16 protein-coding genes are annotated in these 20,551 nt (G+C 55.2%); 8 read left to right on the forward strand and 8 right to left on the reverse strand.

Annotated elements, in window-relative coordinates; all coding sequences use genetic code 11:
- Positions 1 to 862: 862 nt before the first annotated feature.
- The 6 genes from VIN76_RS11450 to VIN76_RS11475 all read right to left on the reverse strand — a co-directional run bounded on the left by VIN76_RS11450 (position 863) and on the right by VIN76_RS11475 (position 9,995).
- The gene (locus VIN76_RS11450; protein WP_332041978.1) at positions 863 to 2,068 is read right to left on the reverse strand and encodes a DUF2235 domain-containing protein; all 1,206 of its coding nucleotides are present in this window, start codon (positions 2,066 to 2,068) and stop codon (positions 863 to 865) included.
- On the reverse strand, positions 2,052 to 3,605 hold the full coding sequence (locus VIN76_RS11455; RefSeq protein ID WP_332041979.1) for a CehA/McbA family metallohydrolase: 1,554 nt from the start codon (positions 3,603 to 3,605) through the stop codon (positions 2,052 to 2,054). Before VIN76_RS11455 ends, VIN76_RS11450 begins: the two co-directional genes overlap by 17 nt.
- Positions 3,606 to 4,520: 915 nt before the next feature.
- On the reverse strand, positions 4,521 to 7,628 hold the full coding sequence (locus tag VIN76_RS11460) for an efflux RND transporter permease subunit (RefSeq protein ID WP_332041980.1): 3,108 nt from the start codon (positions 7,626 to 7,628) through the stop codon (positions 4,521 to 4,523).
- A gap of 4 nt (positions 7,629 to 7,632) precedes the next feature.
- On the reverse strand, positions 7,633 to 8,751 hold the full coding sequence (locus VIN76_RS11465) for an efflux RND transporter periplasmic adaptor subunit (protein WP_332041981.1): 1,119 nt from the start codon (positions 8,749 to 8,751) through the stop codon (positions 7,633 to 7,635).
- A complete protein-coding gene (locus VIN76_RS11470) occupies positions 8,752 to 9,153 on the reverse strand; it encodes a hotdog fold thioesterase (protein ID WP_332041982.1) in 402 nt (133 codons plus the stop codon).
- The gene (locus VIN76_RS11475) at positions 9,150 to 9,995 is read right to left on the reverse strand and encodes an alpha/beta hydrolase (RefSeq protein WP_332041983.1); all 846 of its coding nucleotides are present in this window, start codon (positions 9,993 to 9,995) and stop codon (positions 9,150 to 9,152) included. Before VIN76_RS11475 ends, VIN76_RS11470 begins: the two co-directional genes overlap by 4 nt.
- Positions 9,996 to 10,110: 115 nt before the next feature.
- Here VIN76_RS11475 and VIN76_RS11480 point away from each other — a divergent pair, with 115 nt between their 5' ends.
- Positions 10,111 to 10,605, forward strand: a complete 495-nt coding sequence (locus VIN76_RS11480; protein WP_332041984.1) for a MarR family transcriptional regulator — start codon at positions 10,111 to 10,113, stop codon at positions 10,603 to 10,605.
- A 149-nt stretch (positions 10,606 to 10,754) separates the two neighbouring features.
- On the opposite strand, the gene VIN76_RS11485 is transcribed toward VIN76_RS11480, so the two are convergent.
- Both VIN76_RS11485 and VIN76_RS11490 read right to left on the reverse strand, forming a co-directional pair.
- Positions 10,755 to 11,105: a hypothetical protein gene (locus VIN76_RS11485; RefSeq protein WP_332041985.1), complete on the reverse strand. Its 351-nt coding sequence runs from the start codon at positions 11,103 to 11,105 to the stop codon at positions 10,755 to 10,757.
- Positions 11,090 to 11,239, reverse strand: coding sequence for a hypothetical protein (locus VIN76_RS11490; protein ID WP_332041986.1), 150 nt, complete (start codon positions 11,237 to 11,239; stop codon positions 11,090 to 11,092). Before VIN76_RS11490 ends, VIN76_RS11485 begins: the two co-directional genes overlap by 16 nt.
- A gap of 198 nt (positions 11,240 to 11,437) precedes the next feature.
- Here VIN76_RS11490 and VIN76_RS11495 point away from each other — a divergent pair, with 198 nt between their 5' ends.
- The 7 genes from VIN76_RS11495 to VIN76_RS11525 form a co-directional block, all read left to right on the forward strand.
- Positions 11,438 to 12,640, forward strand: a complete 1,203-nt coding sequence (locus tag VIN76_RS11495) for an aromatic ring-hydroxylating dioxygenase subunit alpha (RefSeq protein WP_332041987.1) — start codon at positions 11,438 to 11,440, stop codon at positions 12,638 to 12,640.
- Positions 12,625 to 13,230, forward strand: coding sequence for a TetR family transcriptional regulator C-terminal domain-containing protein (locus tag VIN76_RS11500; RefSeq protein ID WP_332041988.1), 606 nt, complete (start codon positions 12,625 to 12,627; stop codon positions 13,228 to 13,230). The genes VIN76_RS11495 and VIN76_RS11500 overlap by 16 nt, the downstream gene beginning before the upstream one ends.
- 1 nt (position 13,231) lies before the next feature.
- A complete protein-coding gene (locus VIN76_RS11505) occupies positions 13,232 to 14,875 on the forward strand; it encodes an FAD-dependent oxidoreductase (RefSeq protein WP_332041989.1) in 1,644 nt (547 codons plus the stop codon).
- A gap of 222 nt (positions 14,876 to 15,097) precedes the next feature.
- Positions 15,098 to 17,050, forward strand: a complete 1,953-nt coding sequence (locus tag VIN76_RS11510) for an FAD-dependent oxidoreductase (RefSeq protein ID WP_332041990.1) — start codon at positions 15,098 to 15,100, stop codon at positions 17,048 to 17,050.
- Between the two features lie 60 nt (positions 17,051 to 17,110).
- Positions 17,111 to 18,355 (forward strand): cytochrome P450, encoded by a 1,245-nt coding sequence (locus VIN76_RS11515; protein WP_332041991.1) that lies wholly within the window; start codon positions 17,111 to 17,113, stop codon positions 18,353 to 18,355.
- A gap of 8 nt (positions 18,356 to 18,363) precedes the next feature.
- Positions 18,364 to 19,803 (forward strand): FAD-dependent oxidoreductase, encoded by a 1,440-nt coding sequence (locus tag VIN76_RS11520; protein WP_332041992.1) that lies wholly within the window; start codon positions 18,364 to 18,366, stop codon positions 19,801 to 19,803.
- On the forward strand, positions 19,800 to 20,551 hold a 752-nt coding region (locus tag VIN76_RS11525), incomplete at its 3' end, for a glucose 1-dehydrogenase (protein WP_332041993.1). The genes VIN76_RS11520 and VIN76_RS11525, both read left to right, overlap by 4 nt.

Genomic DNA, 20,551 nt, shown 5'->3' on the forward strand with positions numbered 1-20,551 from the left:
AGCACTATCAAAACAAGCGCCTTTGCCAAATACAAACCGACTCGCTCTACTCGGCAAAAGGCCTTGATCTGCGACACTGAGGATCTCAAGCCGGGCGCGCCGCCGTCGAATCACAAAGGTCAACCTAGGCACCGAGCTGCTGGTGACTTAACCTGAGCAGCGGCGGCGCGAAACCGAGACGCCGGTTCGCCATTGAGGACGTCCGCTTTCCCAAGCAGCACTTCTGAAAAGGAGACGATCCGGAGTGTCCAACAACACTGCGGTTCATTTGCTATCCGAGTGACGTCTGCTTTCAGCCACTTCGAATAACATCGCTGATGTCAGGGATGAGGGCGCAATGTGGACTTCTAGCGATAGACGGTTGTAGTTTCGTAACTAGATCGACATCTGAAGGGCAGTTTTTCGAGTATCACCGGACTCAACGTTTTTGCATCGAGCTTAGGATTTGTCACATCGGAGATTACGCCTTAGCCAGATCGATGCTGCCCGGTACTCTCACCTTCATTGAATGATAGAGGTAAAGACGCGGCAGGCAAAAAAACAATGAACGAACACCCGTATCCGTCTGTGGATGGCGCTTGCAAAAGTAATAGTAGGAAAAATTGGAGGGAAGGTACCGGTTTAGAATACCCAGCTCAGTATTTCACAACTGCTCAACGGAGATTTGCAAGCATCATATCGCCGTTCATATCCGTTACAAACCCAGTATCAAAGCAAACAGAGCCCTCATGAACCAATATGCCATTGGCAGAGCCAGAAGGAACACAAGCAGTCCGATTATCAGTTCGTCAAGATCGGGAGGGTGCATGCAGTTCGATTACAAATCCGGCCTTGTGTAGGAAAGCACTAATCGGCTCCGCCGTCATGGCACGTTAACCGGCCGATAGTCCGCCAAAGCCTTCTTTCGTTCATCAACCGATGGATGGATGTCTGCTTCCCCGATGAACCGGGGTTCAGCCCAAGGGAAATAATGCCAGAGAAGCGACCAGCGCTTCCATTCCCGGTGCTTGACATGCTTCGGGATGATCTCAAGCACCCACCAGCCGATCGTAAGTGACCTGTGAATCTTGGCTTTTGGTGAAGGCGGTTCATACTGATGCTTGCTGCCTTTGCGCGGTTTTCCGTAAGCCAGATGATTGAGCATCTGCGTGCTGATCCTGAGCCCTGCTTTTTTGGCCTCTTCAGCCATCCAGATGAGCGGATATTTGGAAAGAGCGCTGTCAATTTCCGGATAGCCTCCTCCGACATCGGAGTGGACGCCTGCAAACCACATTTGCTTGATGTCCTGAGCCTTTGTCATGCTCTTGTTAAAGGGGTTGGGTTCAAATTTCTGTGGTTCATTCCATTTGGCAACGCGGAACATGCGCCGACGCTCATCAACGGCCAGCGCATGGCGAAAGCGCGCTACCGAGGGGTTCTGATGCGTGTATGGCAATTTTTCCAGGCTCGGTATCCAGAAGCGGTCAGGACGCGGTACAAGTACCGAGGCGACCGTGTCCCAGACACCGATAAACTCGATTGGAACTCGCCGTGCTCCAATCACGCGGGCAAAGTGCCAGGCCAGATCGAGCTGATTGTCTTTCGCCGCCTTTTTATAGGTGCCAAGAGCGCTGTCACTCATATTGATCTGCTCCGGCTCCAGAAGTCCGATCAAATGGATGAACCCGGCCAGAACCCTTGCGGTCCAGGCGCCGCGGCTAAAACCGAACAGATAGATGCGATCGCCCTTTTGATAATTCTGGACGAGGAAGCGGTAAGCGCCGAGTATATTTTCATCGAGCCCGAAGCCAAATGCCAGCCCCAGAACACCGACCAGTTTCTGGCGAAACCGTTGCCAGGGGCTGATCCGGCTAATCGTGCCAACGCCGGGGCTGTAATAGACCAGCTGCCGATCGTTTTTCTGCGCGATCCGGTATAGCTTCAAAACGTTGGAAAGATTGCGCCCCAGCTCGTTGCCCGTGCCATCCAGTAAAATCACCAGATTTCGCGGCGTGGATGCTTTTTGCGCGGGCTTGGCTTTAGCAGGTGCCGTTTTGGGCTTTGTCGCTGGTTTAGGGGGTGATGCCATCGGCCATTACCACTTCATCTTGTGAAACCTTGTCATAGGTCACGGATTGAACGACGGTTCCTTCCGGCGCAACCAGTTCAATCTTGTCGCCGCCATTGTTTAGAGACATGGGCGCGCCATTGCGTATCAGCACCTCGACCTCATCCGGTGCGATACTTTCCAAAACATCCAGTTCCCAGACATTACCCGCGAGATCGCGAACGCGCCAACCAGCAAGATCAATCGGTACGTTCCCGATATTGCGAAAGGTAATCTGTTCGTTGGAGAAATCATCGCCTAGCGGGTCTGGTATCATTGAAACGATGCGAAGGTCAGGCAAATTATCAAGATGGTGGTGAAAGGATGAGGGCTCAAACCAGATTGGCGCTGTCCATAACCGATCGTCTTCTGCGTGTTCGTCATCCTCGCGCCCATATTGGGTTATGCGAAGCAGGACATATTCCCCGAGCGCCTCAAACCTTATGCCTTCGAGCTCCAGGGGCGAGACCTGGTCGCCAATAACCTCATAGCTTTCTACCGGCGATGATGCAGGTTTGCCGCCAGCAACGTCCTTGAACACGTCAATGCGGTACCCAGCGTCAGGTTCGTCATCATCGACAATCTGCACGGTGAGATTAAGTTCTGCGCCCAGAGGCGGCGGATTGGTGATGTCGCCTTGCAGGGCATCGCCTGATTTGAATATGACGCGCAGGTTCTTGTCTTCACTGGCATAGGCATGACGTGTGCGTAAGGCATTAATTATCCCGGCGCGGGTAAAGTCAGAGGTGATAACGGCAACCCGAGCATCGGTTGAATACCCCCAATTGCGATAATGATTATCCTGGCCAACGCTAGGCGCCAGATGAAAGCCCAGATTGAGATAGCGGAAATATTGGCCCTGGCGGCTGTGTGTGCGCTGATGAGTTCCGTCTTGCAAGGCAGGGGCATTGAGAATTTCGATAAGCGATACATGGGGCGCCATCGATTGCACCCACATTTGTTCTTCTCTCCCAAAATCATCACGGCCATAATCCATGCGTGCCTTCTGGCCGCCAGCGGGGTGGTTGAACTGCATTAGCGCCATATTGCCGCCGCTATCCGGGTTCGCCTGCAGCCATTCAAGCAAACTAGCAAAATCTCCATTCGGCGCATCAATGACTTTGTCTACATCAAAAACATTGGCATGATTGCCGCTCGATATTGTGGAGAATTCCTGACCATATAGTGTTACGCACTCGCCCGGTTTGTTGAGCCGGTCGGCGCTCTCGACCAGCGATGAGAATGTACCTTTATATAGCTGAGGCTCAGTTGCGATCATCAAACCGTCTCTGCGCTCGCCTTTGCCGTCGCCTGCTGCATGATTATGCTCAGTGACCGCGAAGAAATCGAGGCCCGCATCGCAGGCCATTTCATATGCTTCGGCAGGTTCGCCAAGACCGTCGGAATAGGAACTGTGAGAATGAAGATTGCCAAACCGCACATTCTCGACTTGAGCCTGTGCGGCCGAAGCGCAAAACAAGATGCCAATCAGGGTGTATTTGGCAATCGGCATCTTCATATCACCCCTCTGTCAAACATCATCGCAGGTCACAGAGGCATGGCTGCGTCATTTGCACGCCTTTCCGTCGCCATCTCGGTCGAGATGCGTTCCATATCCTGTGGTGACAATGCCGTCCACCGTTCTGGCTGTCATTGTGACAAAGTCATCGATAGGACCAGAACTGCCAAGTATTGCATGAATGCCTACGGCCCGAATATGACCAACTACGCAATGAGAGGTGAATCCATATAAATGTTGACTGCCTTTGCCAAATTGCGGTGGCCCAGACATGCGGCTGTGCCATATTTGTTCCACTTCGGCATGCCTGATTTGGCTATAACTCAAGTCCAACCTCCATATTTTGGAGAAAAGTCCCAAGCCTCTGCGCTGTTACAGTCAAGACCTCCCACATATTTGCAACGCAACACTCGTCTCTGTACAAAGCTATTAACCCCCGGACGACCGTCTTTGGCTGCAATTGGGCCGATAGACGACTGTCGGCTTCGGGTATTCTAGGCGAAAAAGCTGACGTTGCTGCTCGCGTTTCAGCAACGTCAGCTTACGCCCCAGTGTGCGACATTCCCGACATAGATCTCGTCTGCCAAAACGCCAAAACCTGCCATTCAATAAGTTAGAGCTATGGGCGGAAACTGGGCCGTGATTTCAACTAATCGTCTCAACACTTTAATTTTTTAATTGAAGATGGAGTGTTGAATATGAAACTGAGGAAGCGGACTATGAAGATTACGCCACTGCAAAAGCAGCTAAAGACCGGTAGTTTCTATATGTGACTGCAAAACACTCCTCGAATCGTTCGGCAGGGGTTTGATTGGTTTAGATTGATCGATTGAGGAGCGTTAATCGGGATATGGATCACCTGAGTTGCAGCGGCATCTGCAAAGGTTGCGTTGATAACGTGATGAGACAATTCGACTAAGCGCGGCGCGCTCTCCAGAATTGTCCCGATAGCTTGGCGCGAACGCGAATTTTTAGGCGCGCATAGTCATCGGGCAAGACATAAGCAGCAGGCACGACCAACAGAGTCAAAAAGGTCGAGGTAGTCAAGCCGCCCATAATAATAAAGCCCATCGCATTGCGCCATTCGGCTCCATCGGACTGAGCAAAAGCAACCGGCATCATACCGAAAATTGCAGCCAGCGCCGTCATTAACACCGGCCGGAGCCGCTCGGGTGCCGCCTTTTGCATTGCATCGCCTGCGCTCATACCGCCTTTCCGATATTCATTTGCAAGATCCACAAGAAGAATCCCGTTTTTCATCACGATCCCCATCAGAGCAATCATTCCGATTTGGGCGAACATGCTCAATTCCTGATTGGAAAGCCAAAGTGCAATAAACGCTCCGGAAAAAGAAAGTGGAGCCGTAACCATGATCAGGACAGGTTGTCCGAAGCTGTTAAATTGGCTGGCGAGGACAATGTATAGGGCCACAAAAGCAAGCGCGAAGGCCAGCAATATGGCAGAAGTTGTGTCTGCCAGTCTCCGCGCCATACCCTCCATTTTGGTCGACATTCCTTCAGGTGGGGGATTCTTGATCAGGATTTTTTCAAACTGAGCGACAGCGACGCTCAATGCTACGCCGGGCGGCGTGTTTGCCTTGACTGTGATTTGCCTAGCTCGGTCCACGCGATCAATCTGAGCCGGGCTGTCGGCAACTTCAATATCTGCAACTGCCGCCAGATCGACTAAACTTCCACTTCCTGATCGAACCGGAAGCCGGGCAATGTCATTCAAAGTTTGCCGTTTATCTTCATCCACTCGCACTCTAACGTCATAGCGTCTGCCGTCGGCTTCAAATGTTCCCGCATCACTCCCGCCAATTAAAGTTCGCGATGCTGCTGCGACGTCCCGTGCCGTCACCCCTAAATCTGCGGCCCGATTGCGGTCTAACCTGATCTGCAATTCCGGCCTGCCGCCTTCGTAGGTAGAGGCGACATCCACCAGTTCTGGATTAGCACGCATTTCTTCCGCGATGATATTTGCATATTCGTTGATCGTCGTTAGGTCAGAACCGGAAATTATAAGCTCTATCTGAGCCGATCCCACGCCAGCACCGGACACCCATGGGACTTCCACGGCGGAAATATCCTTGGCCTCTGGTAGCGCCTTTGCAAGAATTCCACGCGCCTGGTCCATGATGGCACCCTGTTGGATTGATCGACCCTGCTTGGGTGTGAGATCAATATAAAAGTCCAGCGAATTGGTTTTTTGATTTGTTCCTGCCCCGACGGTTACGAAAACATATTCTACATCTTCAATATTGCGCAAGGCCTCGTCGGCCCTCAGCGACGCCTGTTTAGCCGTTTCAATACCAGTTCCCAACGGAAGTTCCACACTTGCAAGGAACTCTGATCTGTCCGTGAGGGCCATGAACGTGGCGGGCACCATTGCTGCGAAAAGACCGCCGATAAAAAGACTTATAATCGCTCCCAAAAAAACGAGATATCGTCTTCTGATCGACCAACCTACAAGCTTTTCGTAACGCTTCCGCATGGTCTCGTGGAGGGCTTCAATTTTTCCCAGCCATCCTGTTTTTTCTTTCTCCGATTTCAGGAACCGCGATGCAAGCATCGGCGACAGGGTAAGCGCCACCAGCAATGAGACGCTGACCGAAAATACAATCGCCAAGCCATATTGAAAGAAGAAGCGGCCAACGATCCCTTCCATGAAGGCAATCGGCACAAACACTGCCAATGTGGCAAATGTCCCGGCAAGCACCGCCAATGCGACCCGCTTGGTTGCTTTTGGTGCCGCCTCCATTGGATCAACGCCATCATCGACGTCGCTTTGCACGGCTTCAACAACCACGATAGCATCATCAACAAGCAATCCAATCGCCACCGTCAACGCCAATAATGTCATGAAATTAAGTGTAAAATCGAACGCAGCAAAGGCAGCGAACGTAGCAATAACGGAAGTCGGGATGGCCAGCATAACAATAAACGTTGCCCGCCAGCTGAGCAGGAAAAAGAATGTGACAAAAACAACCAATACCACTGCGATCATCAGATCAAACAGCACATCACCAATGGCCGATTCGATGAAACGCGCTGTTTCTCTGGTGACAACAATTTCAACCCCGCTCGGCAGCTGGTCATTGATCTGCTCGATTTCCGCATTGATTGCTCTGGTCATTGCAACGGTATTGCTTCCAGATTGCTTGCGAACCTCAAGCACAACCCCGGGGCGACCATTTAATTGGGCATAGCTGGTTTCATCCTCGACCGAGTCTTCCACGCGACCGATATCGCGGACCCGTGTGACCTGTCCGTTGGGCCGATAAGCTACCGCAAGATTACCAAATTCCGAGGCTGTATTGGCTTCCGCCAGTGTTCTGGTTCCATATTGCTTGCTGCGACCATCAATCTCAAGACGGCCGCCCGGCAACTCGGCATTTTCGTTTCTCAAGGCGGCAACGACATTATCCGTGCTAACAGCGCTCGCCCGCATTTTTGCCGGATCAAGCCAGACCCGCATTTCTCTTTCCCGCCCACCTACAATTGAGATAGAACCTACGCCGCGAATACGCTGAAGCCTCTCTTTAACGACCTCATCTGCAAAAACTGTAAGTTCTCGGACCGGCGCATCTCCTGCTATCAGCAGCGACAATATCGGCGCTGCATCCGGATCAAGCTTTTCCACAATAGGCGCGTCCGATTCTTCCGGCAAATTGCTTAATATGCTGGCCACCCGGTCCCTGACATCCTGAGCCTTCACGTCGGCATCTTCCGACAATTCAAACTCCAACACCACCTGACTGACGCCTTCGGCGCTGACTGAGCGCATTTGCCGAATGCCCGAAACGCTGTTGACCTCTTCCTCGATAACGTCGGTTATTTCAGTCTCAATCGTATCTGGAGACGCACCGGGCGAAATGGTTGTTATCGACACATAAGGAAATTCGATTTTGGGGAACAGATCAACACCTAGTCTCCCAAAGCTCAACAGGCCCAGAACCACTAGCGAAGCAATCACCATCGTCGCAAAAACGGGACGCCGGATCGAGACATCAGAAATCCACATCAGCTTACCGTGCAGGCTTTCTTTGCTTACGCTCTACTTTTTGCCCATCGCGCAAAGTGGATGGCGGGTTTTGGATGATTTTTTCGCCGGTCCGGACGCCTTGTGTGACCTTTACCCGTTCGAAATCTATGCTTTCGACCTTTACATTTCTTCGGCGAGCGATGCCTTTGTCAAACAGGAATATATATGGCGCCGCGCTATCACCTTTAACAGCCGATCTTGGAAGAATGATTGCAGATTCTGGCGGCGTCTCGATTAGCGCCCGCACACCAAGTCCGCTACTGATTCGATAGTTCGGGTTTCTTATCGGCAATCGCAATTCGACTGTTCGGGATTCCGGGTCAACCCGGTCATTGATGATGAACACAAAGCTGTCGAAAGGCTCATCAAAGCCATCAATATAAACCTTTGCCTTCTGGTTGAGCTTGAAATCATCCACCCGGGCCTGCGGAGCACTGACGATTGCTGCCACTATTTCTAATTCCTGTAGTTGCAAGGCTGCAGATTGTTCACCCATCGAAAAGCGATTGTTGAGATAGGTCCCCTCATCGACCAATCTGGCAGTGACGACGCCGTTATATGGCGCGCGGGCAATCGTGTCGCGCAGCGCTTGTTTAGCAGTGGCCAGTACCGATTGCGATTGAGATGCCTGCGCTTTCGCAACGATCAAGTCTGTTTCAACCCTTTCGACTTGCGCTTTCGATACAAAGCCTCGCGGGGCAAGCGCAATTACGCGGTCATATTGGCGCTGGGCTTGTGTCGCCTGCGCTTCCGTCAGGCGTAGCGCCGCTGATGCTTCCGCAACCCGTCTTTTATAATCTGCTTGCCTGATCTGGAACAGCGCTTGGCCCTTCTTCACCCGGTCACCGACCGTCACAAACATGGTCTCGAGCGGTCCTTCGACGAGAGCGCCAATGGCGCTGCTTTGTTTGGCCGCAATCGTGCCAAAAACCTCTACGGGTTCGGCTAAAGGTTGAGATTTTGCTGTTAAAATTTCTACTTCGAGTGCGGCGCTTATATGAATGTCATCATCATTGGCATTCTCGGTATCATCGTTCGCGCAGCCCGAAACCAAGCCCAGCATGACCAAAGCCAAGATGATTATGATTTTTCTGACCAACATTTACGTGCTCAAATAGGTCCCACGTCCACTAGCCACCAAGCGATTATCATCGACGAAAATGCGCGTGTCTGCGGTACTTATGGTCTTTCCGAGCTTCACGACCTGCCCAATTGCACGAAGCGGGCCGTTGGTGGCTGCCCGATGATAATCTACCCTCAGATCCACGGTCGCCTTGGCAATACCCCCTGCAGCAATAATCGCATAAAGCCCGGTCAAATCGATCAAAGACGCCAATATGCCGCCGTGCACGGCTCCAATCACGGGATTAGATACAAGTTCGTCCCGCCACGGCATTTCCAGTTCCAAACAATCGCTGTCCTGGCGAACAATTTTTAGACCTAACCAGCGATGGAAGGGCGCAATCTGTATCGCGTCAGCTAGATTTTCCAGATTGTGTTTCATGCTGCAGCACCGCGCTTGTGGGTCGCATTCAAGAAAGACAGGATCGCCGAACAAAATGCATCGTTGCGGTCACCGGCGACCATATGGCCGGCATCTGCAATGTCTGTGAAATGCGCGCTAGGAACCAGCGTTTGGAAATGAGCTACGGCCTCTTCAGAGACCATGTCGCTGGAACCTCCGCGTATGAGATGAACCGGCAATGTCAACTTCGCGGCCGCCGCACTCAATCTGTCGAAGCCATTGTCTTTTGCCTCGGTAGCGTCGTCACGAGCATGCGTCACATGGTAAATAAAATTGGGGTCCCAATGCCAATAATATCGCCCGTCCTCCCGCTTGCGCAAATATCGATCAAGCTTGCCTGTGCCGGTGCGTTTCTTTCGTTGTGGCATATATTCGGCGATAACTTCTGCAGCTTCTTCAGGGGAGGAAAATCCATCAGTCATATGCGCCTGCATGAACCCGACCACCCTTGACACTCCGGCAGCTTCCATCTTTGGCGCGATATCAACCAAGGTGAGTGACTTAAAGCTTGCGGGGGCCAATTCCCCGGCTGCAATCATACCCGCTATTCCGCCCAGTGATGCTCCGACCAACGCTGGGGGGTTATCGAGTTGATTGGAAATAGCGATCAGATCACGCGCAAAATCGCGCATATCGTAGGCGCCATCTGATGCCCATTCACTGTCCCCATGACCACGCATGTCAATGGCCGTCGCGCGGTAGCCAGCATTGGCGAGTTCATCCAGCACCTTTGCCCAGGCATGACGGGTTTGCCCGCCGCCATGCGCAAGCATTACCGGAAAGCCGGTTTTTGGCCCAGTCGTGCTTGCCTTAATCTTCAAGCCGTTGTGGCCCGTAAAGGTGCCCTCTTCATGATCCATACCGATTTTATAGACTGTATAGGGACAGACAGTAAAGGGCTTTATATTATATTAAATTTACGATATGGTCACTATCATGACAACCGAAACAGCTACAATGAGGGCCAACGCGCAAGACGGGTTCCTTAATGAGACCGATGAGTTTGCGTTTTTGCTGGAGGAAGTGCCGCGAGTCCTGCGCAAAGCATTTGATGAATCAATTGCCCAGTTCGGCTTGTCCCGCACACAATGGAGAACATTGGCCTATCTGATCAAGACCGAGGGAATGACGCAAACAGAGCTGGCACAGTGTCTTGAGCTGGAACGGGCTACGATCGGATTGACGATTGATCATCTCGAAAAACTGGATTTTGTCGAACGTCGGGCGGCAGAAGATGACCGGCGTGTTTGGCGGATATTCCTGCGTCCAAAGGCGATCGACATTATTCCGGAACTTCGGAAAGAAGCTGACGCCGTTTATAGGAAAATGTTCAAAGGCATATCCAGCGCAAACATAGCCATCATACGAACCGCGCTGGAAAAAATGGTTGGAAATCTAAGGGTATTGAACCCATCAGATCCCGAAATTTAACTGGTTCTGATCCCTCTCTCCTGTTGGATCAGTATGGGCAAGTGGTGGGGGCCACTTGCCCTTTTTTTACTGTCCAGGCCAATTAATTTCATAATTATCGGACGGTGAAATATACCATTGATACCTGCCGGGGGACCATTAATTATGCGCTAACGCCCAAAAGTTGCTATGGCTGTGGCTAGCGGTTTCTCTGATCTATGGAAACAGGTGGCGCGGACAAAGCTCGCGGCCTTGCGTTCAAAACAGCTGTTCGCGATTAGATCGCGCGAACCAATGGCTGGACCCATATAACGAATGTCGATCGACTCTAGCTGTTGGCCGATCGAACTTTCACCACCTGCAACACGGCCTTGGCATGCAGCCATCAGCGCCGCAGCAACCGCGCCTCCATGGATAATATTTCCGCTCTCCCAGTCCAAAACGGCCCGGTTTCCTGCTGCAATTTGTGGCGATACGAGTGCGCCCGATAATCCCAAACTGGTGGCTATCGGTCCGGGCATTGCTTGAGGATCGCCTCATCACCCTTCAGCTTGTCTGAAAGGATGCGTATTCCGTTACATTTCATCGCCGCTACTTCGGCCTTAAGCGCAGCCAGTCGGTCGCGCAGCAATGGCTGTAGTCCAAGCGAATTCACCTGGCCGATTCCGGCAGTCCTTATTCGGGGCAGGCACGCCCCTATCAAAAAAGGGTATGCAACATATGTTGCATATGTCGACGCTTCATTATATTCTCCTACTCGATCACCTGTCGGGAGAACGTCACCATTAACAGTGTTCAGGAACATCAGCAGGACACTGCCCTTAATCCGCCCTTGGCTCCGAGGGCCAGAGCGGTGCTTGAACAGCACGCTACCGAATTGCTGCGTCATACGGTCGAGGAGACATTTCCGCTAGCGCGCGAGGTGATGACCCTTGATGCCAGACAATACACCTGCCCCGAACGATTCGCGCAGGAAAAGCAGCAGATTTTCAGCCGGGTGCCGCTTGTGCTGGCCGCGTCATGCGAATTGCGGAAGCCTGGCGACTTCAAGACCGTGGAGGTGGCGGGCATCCCCGTTCTGCTGGTGCGCAACCGTGAGGGCACGGTGCATGCCCTGCTTAACGCCTGCACCCATCGGGGTGCGGCGGTAGCATCAGGCTGCGGTTCTGCGGCGCGTTTCACGTGTCCCTATCATGGCTGGACCTTTGCGCAGGACGGCGACTTGGTGGGTATTGCCAGTTCGACTGATTTCGGTGCGGTGGACAAGACGGCGCTGGCTATGAAGCGGTTTCCGGTGACCGAACGCGCCGGGTTGATCTGGGTAATTCTCGATCCCGACAGCTCGCACGATCCGGCTGATATGCTTGGCGGGATTGACGAGCTCGTCGCCGGCTTTGGGTTTGCCGGGTGGAATCATATCGAAAGCCGCACGATGCATGGACCCAACTGGAAGCTGACATTTGATGCGCATCTGGAATTCTACCATGTCCCGGTGTTGCACCGGGAGACATTCGGTCCGGAGCGCAGCAACCGCGCCTTCTATTTCAGCCAAGGTCCGCACCAGCGGGTTGTCGCCCCGCGCGGTCGCCCCGGCGATACAGCCAAGGATGATCTCTATGCTCTGGGACGCCTGCCGGCGGCCGACGAGCCGTTTGATCCGTTGCTGGTCGGCGAATGGATCCTTTTTCCCGGCGCTTCGATCAACACGTTTTACTTGAACGGCCAGCGCGGAGTGCTGCTCTCGATTGTATTGCCAGGGCCGGATGTCGGAACCTCCACTACGACCCAAACTTTTCTTGCCGAAACGCCGCCTGACGAAGTGACCCGGGCAGCGATGGAGGAGCTGTGCACCTTCCTTGCACGTGTCGTGGGCGATGAAGATTTACCGACCTCGGCGTTACAGCAAAAAGCTTTGGCAACTGGGCTGCTTGAGCATGTCCGGTTTGGCCAAAATGAAGGGGGCTTGCAGCATTTCCACAGGTGGCTTGATGATCTGCTGAAAGCCGACGATGCTGAACTTGCCGCGCTGCTGGCTGAACCTTGCCCGCAGCGATAGATCACGACGCGCGCAAGATTGCGCTGGCTGAGATCGCTGCCGATCTGGTGGCGACGGGCGGGGCCGATGCCGCTACGGTGCGCGCTGTCGCCACGGCGGCGGGGTTCAGCACCAAGGCGGTGACCCACTATTTTGCCGACAAGCGTGCGCTTATGCTGCTGACCTATCGCCACGCGGCCTTTAGTTCGCAGGCGCGCAGCGCTGCCTCGCAGCTGGAAAACGTAGCGGATCTTGCCGCACTTCTCCACCCCTTGCTGCCAATAGACCCCAAGTCTGAACGCAACTGGCGAGTGTGGTTTTCGTTCTGGGGTCTCGCAATTGCCGATCCCGAATTTGCCGCAGAACAGCGGCTGCGCGTACGTGAATTCGTCGGTCGGATTGCCGAGTGCCTCGCTGCTGATCCGCGTTTTGCGCATCTTGCCGAAAAGCAACACCCGGCTATTGCCAGCGCTGTGCTGGCATCGCTGATCGGGATCGTCACGCAGGCTATTTTCGATCCGGCGGCCTGGCCGCCCGCAAGTCAGGTACAGGCCGTCAACGAGATGCTGACGCGAATGGCCAACCACGCCGCTTACGAGGGAGAACGATGACATGGGCCGGAAGGTAATCGTACTGGGCACTGGCGGATCGGGACTGACCGCTGCGCTCGCCGCGCATGACAGCGGCGCCGAAGTGACGGTGTTCGAAAAGCATGACCAGGTCGGTGGTACTACCGCGTGGTCGGGCGGTATGATCTGGGTCCCCAATAACCGCCATGAGGGGCAACTCGGAGTCGATGACAGCCGAGAAAAGGCGCTGACCTATCTCATGTCGCTCTCGCATGGGCTGATTGATCAGGCGATGGCCGAGGCGTTCCTTGATGCCGGACCGGCGATGGTCGAATACCTTGAGGACGCCGATGGTCCGGTTGTATTCCGGCCGATCCCCGAGTTTCCCGATTATCATGCCGAACACCCAGGTGGAATGCCGGGCGGCGGGCGCTCGCTCGATTGTCCGCTCTATCCGTTCGACGAACTCGGCGAATGGCGCAAACGGGTAACGAAATCTCCCTATTATCCCGACCCGCGCTATTCGATTTTCGATTCAACCATCGGGCAGGCCGTGCCGCAGCCGGTCTCGGCCGATGAGCTTGATCGGCGCGGCCAGCGCGATGAACGTGGCAGCGGGCAGGCCCTGATCGGGCGGTTGCTCAAGGCCTGTCTCGAACGCGGGATCGAGCCGCAGACCGGTTGCCGCGCGATGCGGCTTATTCAAAAGGACGGCGCGGTGTGCGGGGTCGAGATAGAACGCGATGGGGACCTATCCCCGGTCAATGCCGACGCGGTAATTCTTGCCACCGGCGGGTTTGAATGGGACGAAGAAATGAAGCGCGCCTTCATCCGCGGCCCGCTCACCCATCCCGTTTCGATACCGACCAATACCGGCGATGGCCTGAAAATGGCAATGCGGATCGGGGCGAAGCTGGGCAATATGCGTGAGGCTTGGTGGATGCCGGTGCACGAAGTTCCTCGCGAAGAGATTTCGACTGGAGTGGTTTTATTGGGCGGCGCACGTGCGCTGCCTCGCTCGATCATGGTCAATCAAAAGGGGCGACGTTTTGTAAATGAAGCTGCCAATTACAATGCTTTTGGCGCGGCGTTTCACGAACAGGATGTTTCCGCCTTCGATTATGCCAATCTGCCGTGCTGGCTGATATTTGACCAAGGTTACGTTGAAAAATATGGTTTTGGAATGATGGGCGGCAGGCCTGGAGAAGGCCCGCCGCAATGGGTGATGCGCGCCGACAGCCTTGTGGGTCTCGCGAACCGGCTCGGCCTGCCTGAAGGCTCACTGGAAGCCACTGTAAATCATTGGAACGCCATGGTCGCCGAGGGCCGCGACACCGATTTCCAGCGCGGCGAGGCAGCGCATGATATCTGGTGGGGAGACCCCGAACACCGGGAAAGCCCAGCAGCGACGCTTGGTCCTCTAACCGCCGGACCGTTCTTCGCGGTTGAGGTCAAGAGTGGCGCGCTTGGCACCAAAGGCGGCCCGCAGACTGATCGCAATGCCCGCGTTCTCGATGTTGACGGCGCGACCATCCCCGGCCTTTATGCCGCAGGTAATGTCATGGCGTCGGCTATGGGCATGACATATGGCGGCCCAGGCGGGACAATTGCGCCAGGCATGGTTTTCGGTTTCGTCGCGGGCCGTCACGCCGCCGGGCAACCCTTTTTTGCTGAGGAGCAGACGTAAGTGGCCGTTGTGTGGGACAAATCATTGCGATCACTGGCGCTGCTTTTCTCGATTTGGGCTGACGTCGAACACTATTCCGGAGCTCAAGAGGGCGGTTTTAGAATATTAGGATTATTCGCAAAGGCACAGGTTAAATCGGATTCTTAACGAAATAACATACTGTTTTACAACGAAATGCCAAGAGTAGAGAGAATAACAGGATAGCGGAGGATAATTGCGAAAATGAAAGCGCTGGAGCCGATCTCGATAGGAAGCGTAGAAATACCCAACAGGGTAGTTCGTACCGCTCACGGAACCCACTTCGGGGACGGCGGGTTCTCGCCAACCCTAATAGATTATCATGTCGAGCGTGCCCGGGGCGGCGTGGGACTCACGATTCTTGAAATCGCCGGAGTTCACCCGACTTGTCCTTCATCAATCTGCAATTTTGACGATTCAATTATCGATGGTTATGTGCGGTTGATGGAGGCAGTACGCCCCCATGGCATGCGGGTCTTCCAGCAATTGTGGCATGCCGGGCACAATAGCCTCCCGCTGGATGGTGGCCCGCCGTGGTCCTCTTGCGATTTGCCGAGCCCAGTTCTCGGCGTAGTACCAATCGGCATGAACAAAGCGCAGATTGAGGAATTGGTCGCGGCTTTCGCCGCTGCGGCCGAGCGTTGCAAGAAGGGGGGTATTGACGGTGTCGAGCTGCATGCTTCGCACGGCTATCTGCCGCAGCAATTTATGTCAGCGATGCTCAACCACCGTGATGACGAGTACGGCGGCAGCTTCGAAAACCGGATGCGCTTCACCGTCGAGGTACTGTCTGCCATCCGCGAACGGGTCGGTGCCGATTATCCGGTGGGCGTCCGGCTCAGTCCCGAAATTGTTGAAGGCGGAATGACACCCGAGGAGACCGCGAAGGCGGCAAGCTATCTCGAGGAGCGGGATCTCATCGACTTTCTCGACGTGTCAATGGGCGGCTATTTCGCTTTTCCGAAGATGATCGGAGGGATGTTCGAACCTGCGGGCTACGAATTGCCTACCAGCGCTCCGGTGACTTCGGCGGTCAAGGTTCCCCGCATTGTAACGGGCCGTTTTCGCACGCTGGAGGAAGTCAGCCAAGTCATTTCAGAGGGAACGGCCGATCTTGTCGGCATGACCCGCGCGCACATCGCCGATGCAGCGATCGTGCGCAAAACGCGTGAGGGCAGAGAGGCCGAAATCAGGCCCTGCATTGCTTGCAACCAAGGCTGCGTGGGAATGCTTCTCGGGCCGGAACGGCGAATGGGCTGTACGGTCAATCCCTATATCGGGCGCGAGGGCGAAGTGAACGACGACAAGCTGCCGCAGCCGGACGGGAAGCGGATGGTACTAGTGGTTGGCGGTGGCCCGGCCGGAATGGAGGCTGCGAGGGTCGCGCGGTTGCGCGGGCACAACGTTATCCTTGCCGAAGCTGCGCCCGAATTGGGCGGACAGATCAGGATTGCAGCGCTTGCGCCCCGGCATCAGGCGATTGCGGATTATACGCTTTGGCAGGAATCGGAAATCTATCGCCTGGGCGTCGATGTAAGGCTCAGCACCTATGTCGACGCGGATGATATCGCCGGGTTTGGCGCCGATCGTGTGATCATTGCCACCGGATCTTATCCGCGGATGGACGGGATTCAGATGGGCATTCCCGCCCGCCCCATGAAGGGGATCGACCACTCTGATGCAATGTCATCGATCGAGTTTTTCACCGGACGGCGCAATACCAGCCCGACACATGCGATCGTGATAGACGATGTCGGCCATTACGAAGGGATCGCAGTAGCCGAGGCACTGATCGAAAAAGGGGCCGCAGTGACTTTTGTTACCCGCCACAAGGCTTTTGCCCATTTGCTGGATTCTGCCCTTCAGCCCGAGCCTGCGTTGCAACGCTTAAACCGCGGCAAGTTCCGGTTGCATGTGCGTTCGCATGTCGATGCCTTCGATGGATCGGAGGCGGTGTTGCACGACCTGCACGGCGGCGGCGAATACCGCGTTCCGGCGGAATGGGCCGTCATAGTCAGCCATAACCGCGCGGCCGTCGAACCCTTCACGGACCTGCGAAAATCAAATTCCGACATAATATTTGTGGGGGATGCGAGCAGCCCGCGCTTTCTCCTGCGCGCTATCGCTGAAGGAAACGGGGCGGGCTGCCAAGTGTGAGACCGTTCGACGACTAGCGCCAAAAATGATTGGAATTGAACTGATGGAAAGAGGATTGAAATGACTTCAGATAGCCAAAGCGCGGATTCAGTTGAGTTGAATTTCGCAGACCCTCAAGTGATGGAATGCCCTTACCCCTTATACGAGAAGTTGCGAGACGAGGCACCAGCTTACTTCGTGGAGGCAACCGGTTTCTGGATAATCAGTCGTTACGACGACTGTCTGGCAGCAATTCGGAACCCGAAGGTTTTCTCTAGCAAGATGGGCTTCCGGCCTGGTGCCGTCCCCAGTGAGGTAATGCGGATTTATGAAGAGGAAGGGTTCGGCGACCTCCCCGATACGCTGGTTAGCAACGATCCGCCCTCGCACACGCGCTATCGCAAGCTGGTTGACCGCACCTTTACGGCCGGTCGTGTGCGCCAGATGGAAGATTACATGGTCGAGGTCGTCAGCGAGCTGATTGACGAATTTATTGCCGATGGGCGCCTTAAGGTGATGAACGACTTCGCCATTCCCGTTCCAATGTATGTGATCGCTGACCAGCTCGGCGTACCGCGCAGCGACCGCGACAAGTTCAAGGAATGGTCTGACGCTGCAGTCGCCCCGCTCGGTATGCTGATTTCCGATGAACGCAAGATCGAATGCGCCAAGCTCGCGGTCGAGATGCAGCACTATTTCGTCAAGGTCTTCGACGATCGCCGGAAAAATCCCCGCGACGACATCATTTCCGATTTGGTGACAAAGGAAGTAGACGGGACGCTGCTCGATACGCCCGAACTGCTGTCTGTCCTGAATCAGCTGCTCGTAGCTGGCAACGAGACCACCACGAGCGCGATCGGAGCCTCAGTTGTTCAGCTCGCCCAAGATCCCGAATTGGTCGAGCTACTCGCCAGCCAGCCGGACAAATGTAACAATTTTGCAGAAGAAATCCTCCGTTATGAATCTCCGGTCCAAGGGTTATTCCGGATGACGACCGAGGATGTCGAGGTTGGTGGGACCGCGATTCCCAAGGGCAGCCTCGTGAACCTGCGTTACGGTTCGGCCAATCGGGACGAGAACAAGTACGAATGCCCGGCGGAATTCAACGTCGACCGCAAGAATGCATCTTCCCATCTCGCCTTCGGGGCGGGCATCCACCACTGCATCGGTGCCCAATTGGCGCGTCGCGAGATCGCGATCGCGGTCCGCGAATTGGCGAACCGGCTGAAGGACATCCGCTTGGCTGACCCGGAAACGCTCTCGCATACGCCGAGCATGATCCTGCGTGGCCTCAATGAATTTGAGATCGAATTCTCGGAACGGTGAGAGCGGAGATGGAAGACGACATGACCTTTGATTACGATGTCATTGTGATCGGTGGCGGAGGTGCCGGAATGGCGGCCGCCATCTCGGCACATGACTCAGGTGCGCGCGTGGCTCTGCTGGAAGCCGCCGAGCAGCTGGGCGGATCGACGGCACTTTCGGGTGGCGTTGTCTATGGTGCGCCGACCAGTGTCCAGCGCGCGGCCGGCATTGAAGATGATAGTGTCGATGCGATGTTCGAATATTACATGACACTCAACCAGCACAAGGTTGAGCCAGGGATAGTTCGTCGCCTGTGCGAACTATCCGGGCCTGCGATCGAATGGCTTATCCAGCTGGGCGTGAAATTCGACCCAGCCGAACTTTATGCCTCGGGCGTGGAAAGCGTCGCGCGCGGTCACAAGGCGGCTGGCAATGGCGCTGCCATCACGGAGGTTCTCGACCGCGAGGTCAGCCGCCGCGAAATCGACGTGTCGCGCGCCTGCCGGGTGACTGCATTGCATACTAACGAAAACGGTGCCGTGCGAGGTGTGGTGCTGGACGGCGAAATCGTGAGTGCACGAAACGTGATCATCGCCACAGGCGGTTTTGGCCACAATAAGTTGCTGCTGAACCGCCACTATCCCGAAGCTGCGCAGCACGGAGACTGGACTTGGGCGATAACCGCAAAAACCTGCACCGGCGACGGCTTGCTGATGGGGCAAGAAGCTGGTGCTGATATCGCCGGCCATAATCGCGGTCTGCTGCTGACGACACCCGGCTTCTACCGCGATCTCGAAGTTTTTGTCCCCGGCTGGCTGGTTTACGTTAACCGGGAAGGCCGCCGGTTCATCGATGAAACCACCGAATATGCGGTGATGTCTGGAGTGGTGAAGGATCAACTTGGCGGTTCGGTCTTTGCGGTATTCGACGAAACAGCGCGTGCCACTGCTGAGCCCGAACCACGCTATGCAGATGCGCACAAGGCAGGCATTATCACGCTCAACTGGGTGACCGACAAAATCGACGAACAGATCGCGAAGGGCAAGGTTGTGAAGGCTGATACGCTGTCCGAACTGGCCGATCTGATGGGGATCGAAAGCGATACGCTGGAAACCACGATCAACCGGTATAATTCGGATTGCGAGAAGGGTGAGGACAGCAAGTTCCGCAAAGATGCCAGCTTGATGAAGCCGGTTGTGCAGCCACCTTTCTATGCGGCGGAAATTCGTCCGGCGATTGTCTGCCTCACTTCTACGGGCCTGCGGGTGGATGAGGACACGCACGTTCTCGACAGCGCCGATCAGCCGATCAGCGGCCTGTATTCCGCTGGCGAGGTGTCGGGCGGCGTTCTGGGCGACCGGTACATCGGTGGTGGCAATTCCATCGCCAACGCGATCGTCTTCGGCCGCGTGGCGGGCGAACAGGCGGCGCGCGAGGCAGGGGCGACAGCAAACAGGGAGCCAGCATGATGGCAGACGATCTATCTCTTCAAGGCAAGGTGGCGCTCGTTACCGGAGCTGCGCAGGGAATCGGGCGCGAAATCGCGAGCCGGTTGGCGCAGCACGGTGCGCGGGTGATCCTGACTGATGTCGAGCCTCAGCTTGGCAAGGAAGCCGCCGCCGAGATGAAAGATGCTTCCTATTGCGATCTTGATGTGACCAGCCAAGCCCAGTGGGAAAAGACGATCGAGGCGCTGCGCGAGGAGCACGGACGTCTGGATGTTCTGGTCAACAACGCAGGCATCAGTCCGGCGGCGAATATCGAGCAGACCGACCTCGATTTGTGGCGGCGCGTCCAAGCGATCAATGTCGAGAGCGTGTTTCTCGGATGCCGGACCGCACTGCCGCTGATGCGCGAATCCGGCGACGGCGGTTCAATCGTCAACCTCAGTTCAATCCAGGGCCTGCGCCCTGCAGCGCCGCTGGCTGCATACTCGGCATCCAAAGCGGCTGTGCGCGCTTTGACCAAATCGGTGGCACTGCACGCCGCAGGCGACGGTATACGCTGTAATTCGGTTCATCCGGGCGGAGTTCACACAAGGATGCTCGATGATTTCGCCGCGCTGACCGGCGATGCGGATGCGGCCATGGCCCAGATGAATGCGGCGAACCCACTTGGCCGGGTGGGCCAGCCGCTCGATATCGCGAACGGGGTTCTATACCTTGCATCTGACCTGTCTGTCTGGGTGACCGGTCTTGAACTTGTGATCGACGGAGG

Origin of the sequence: Parasphingorhabdus sp. (genome assembly GCF_036568145.1) — a bacterium.
Lineage (GTDB): Bacteria > Pseudomonadota > Alphaproteobacteria > Sphingomonadales > Sphingomonadaceae > Parasphingorhabdus.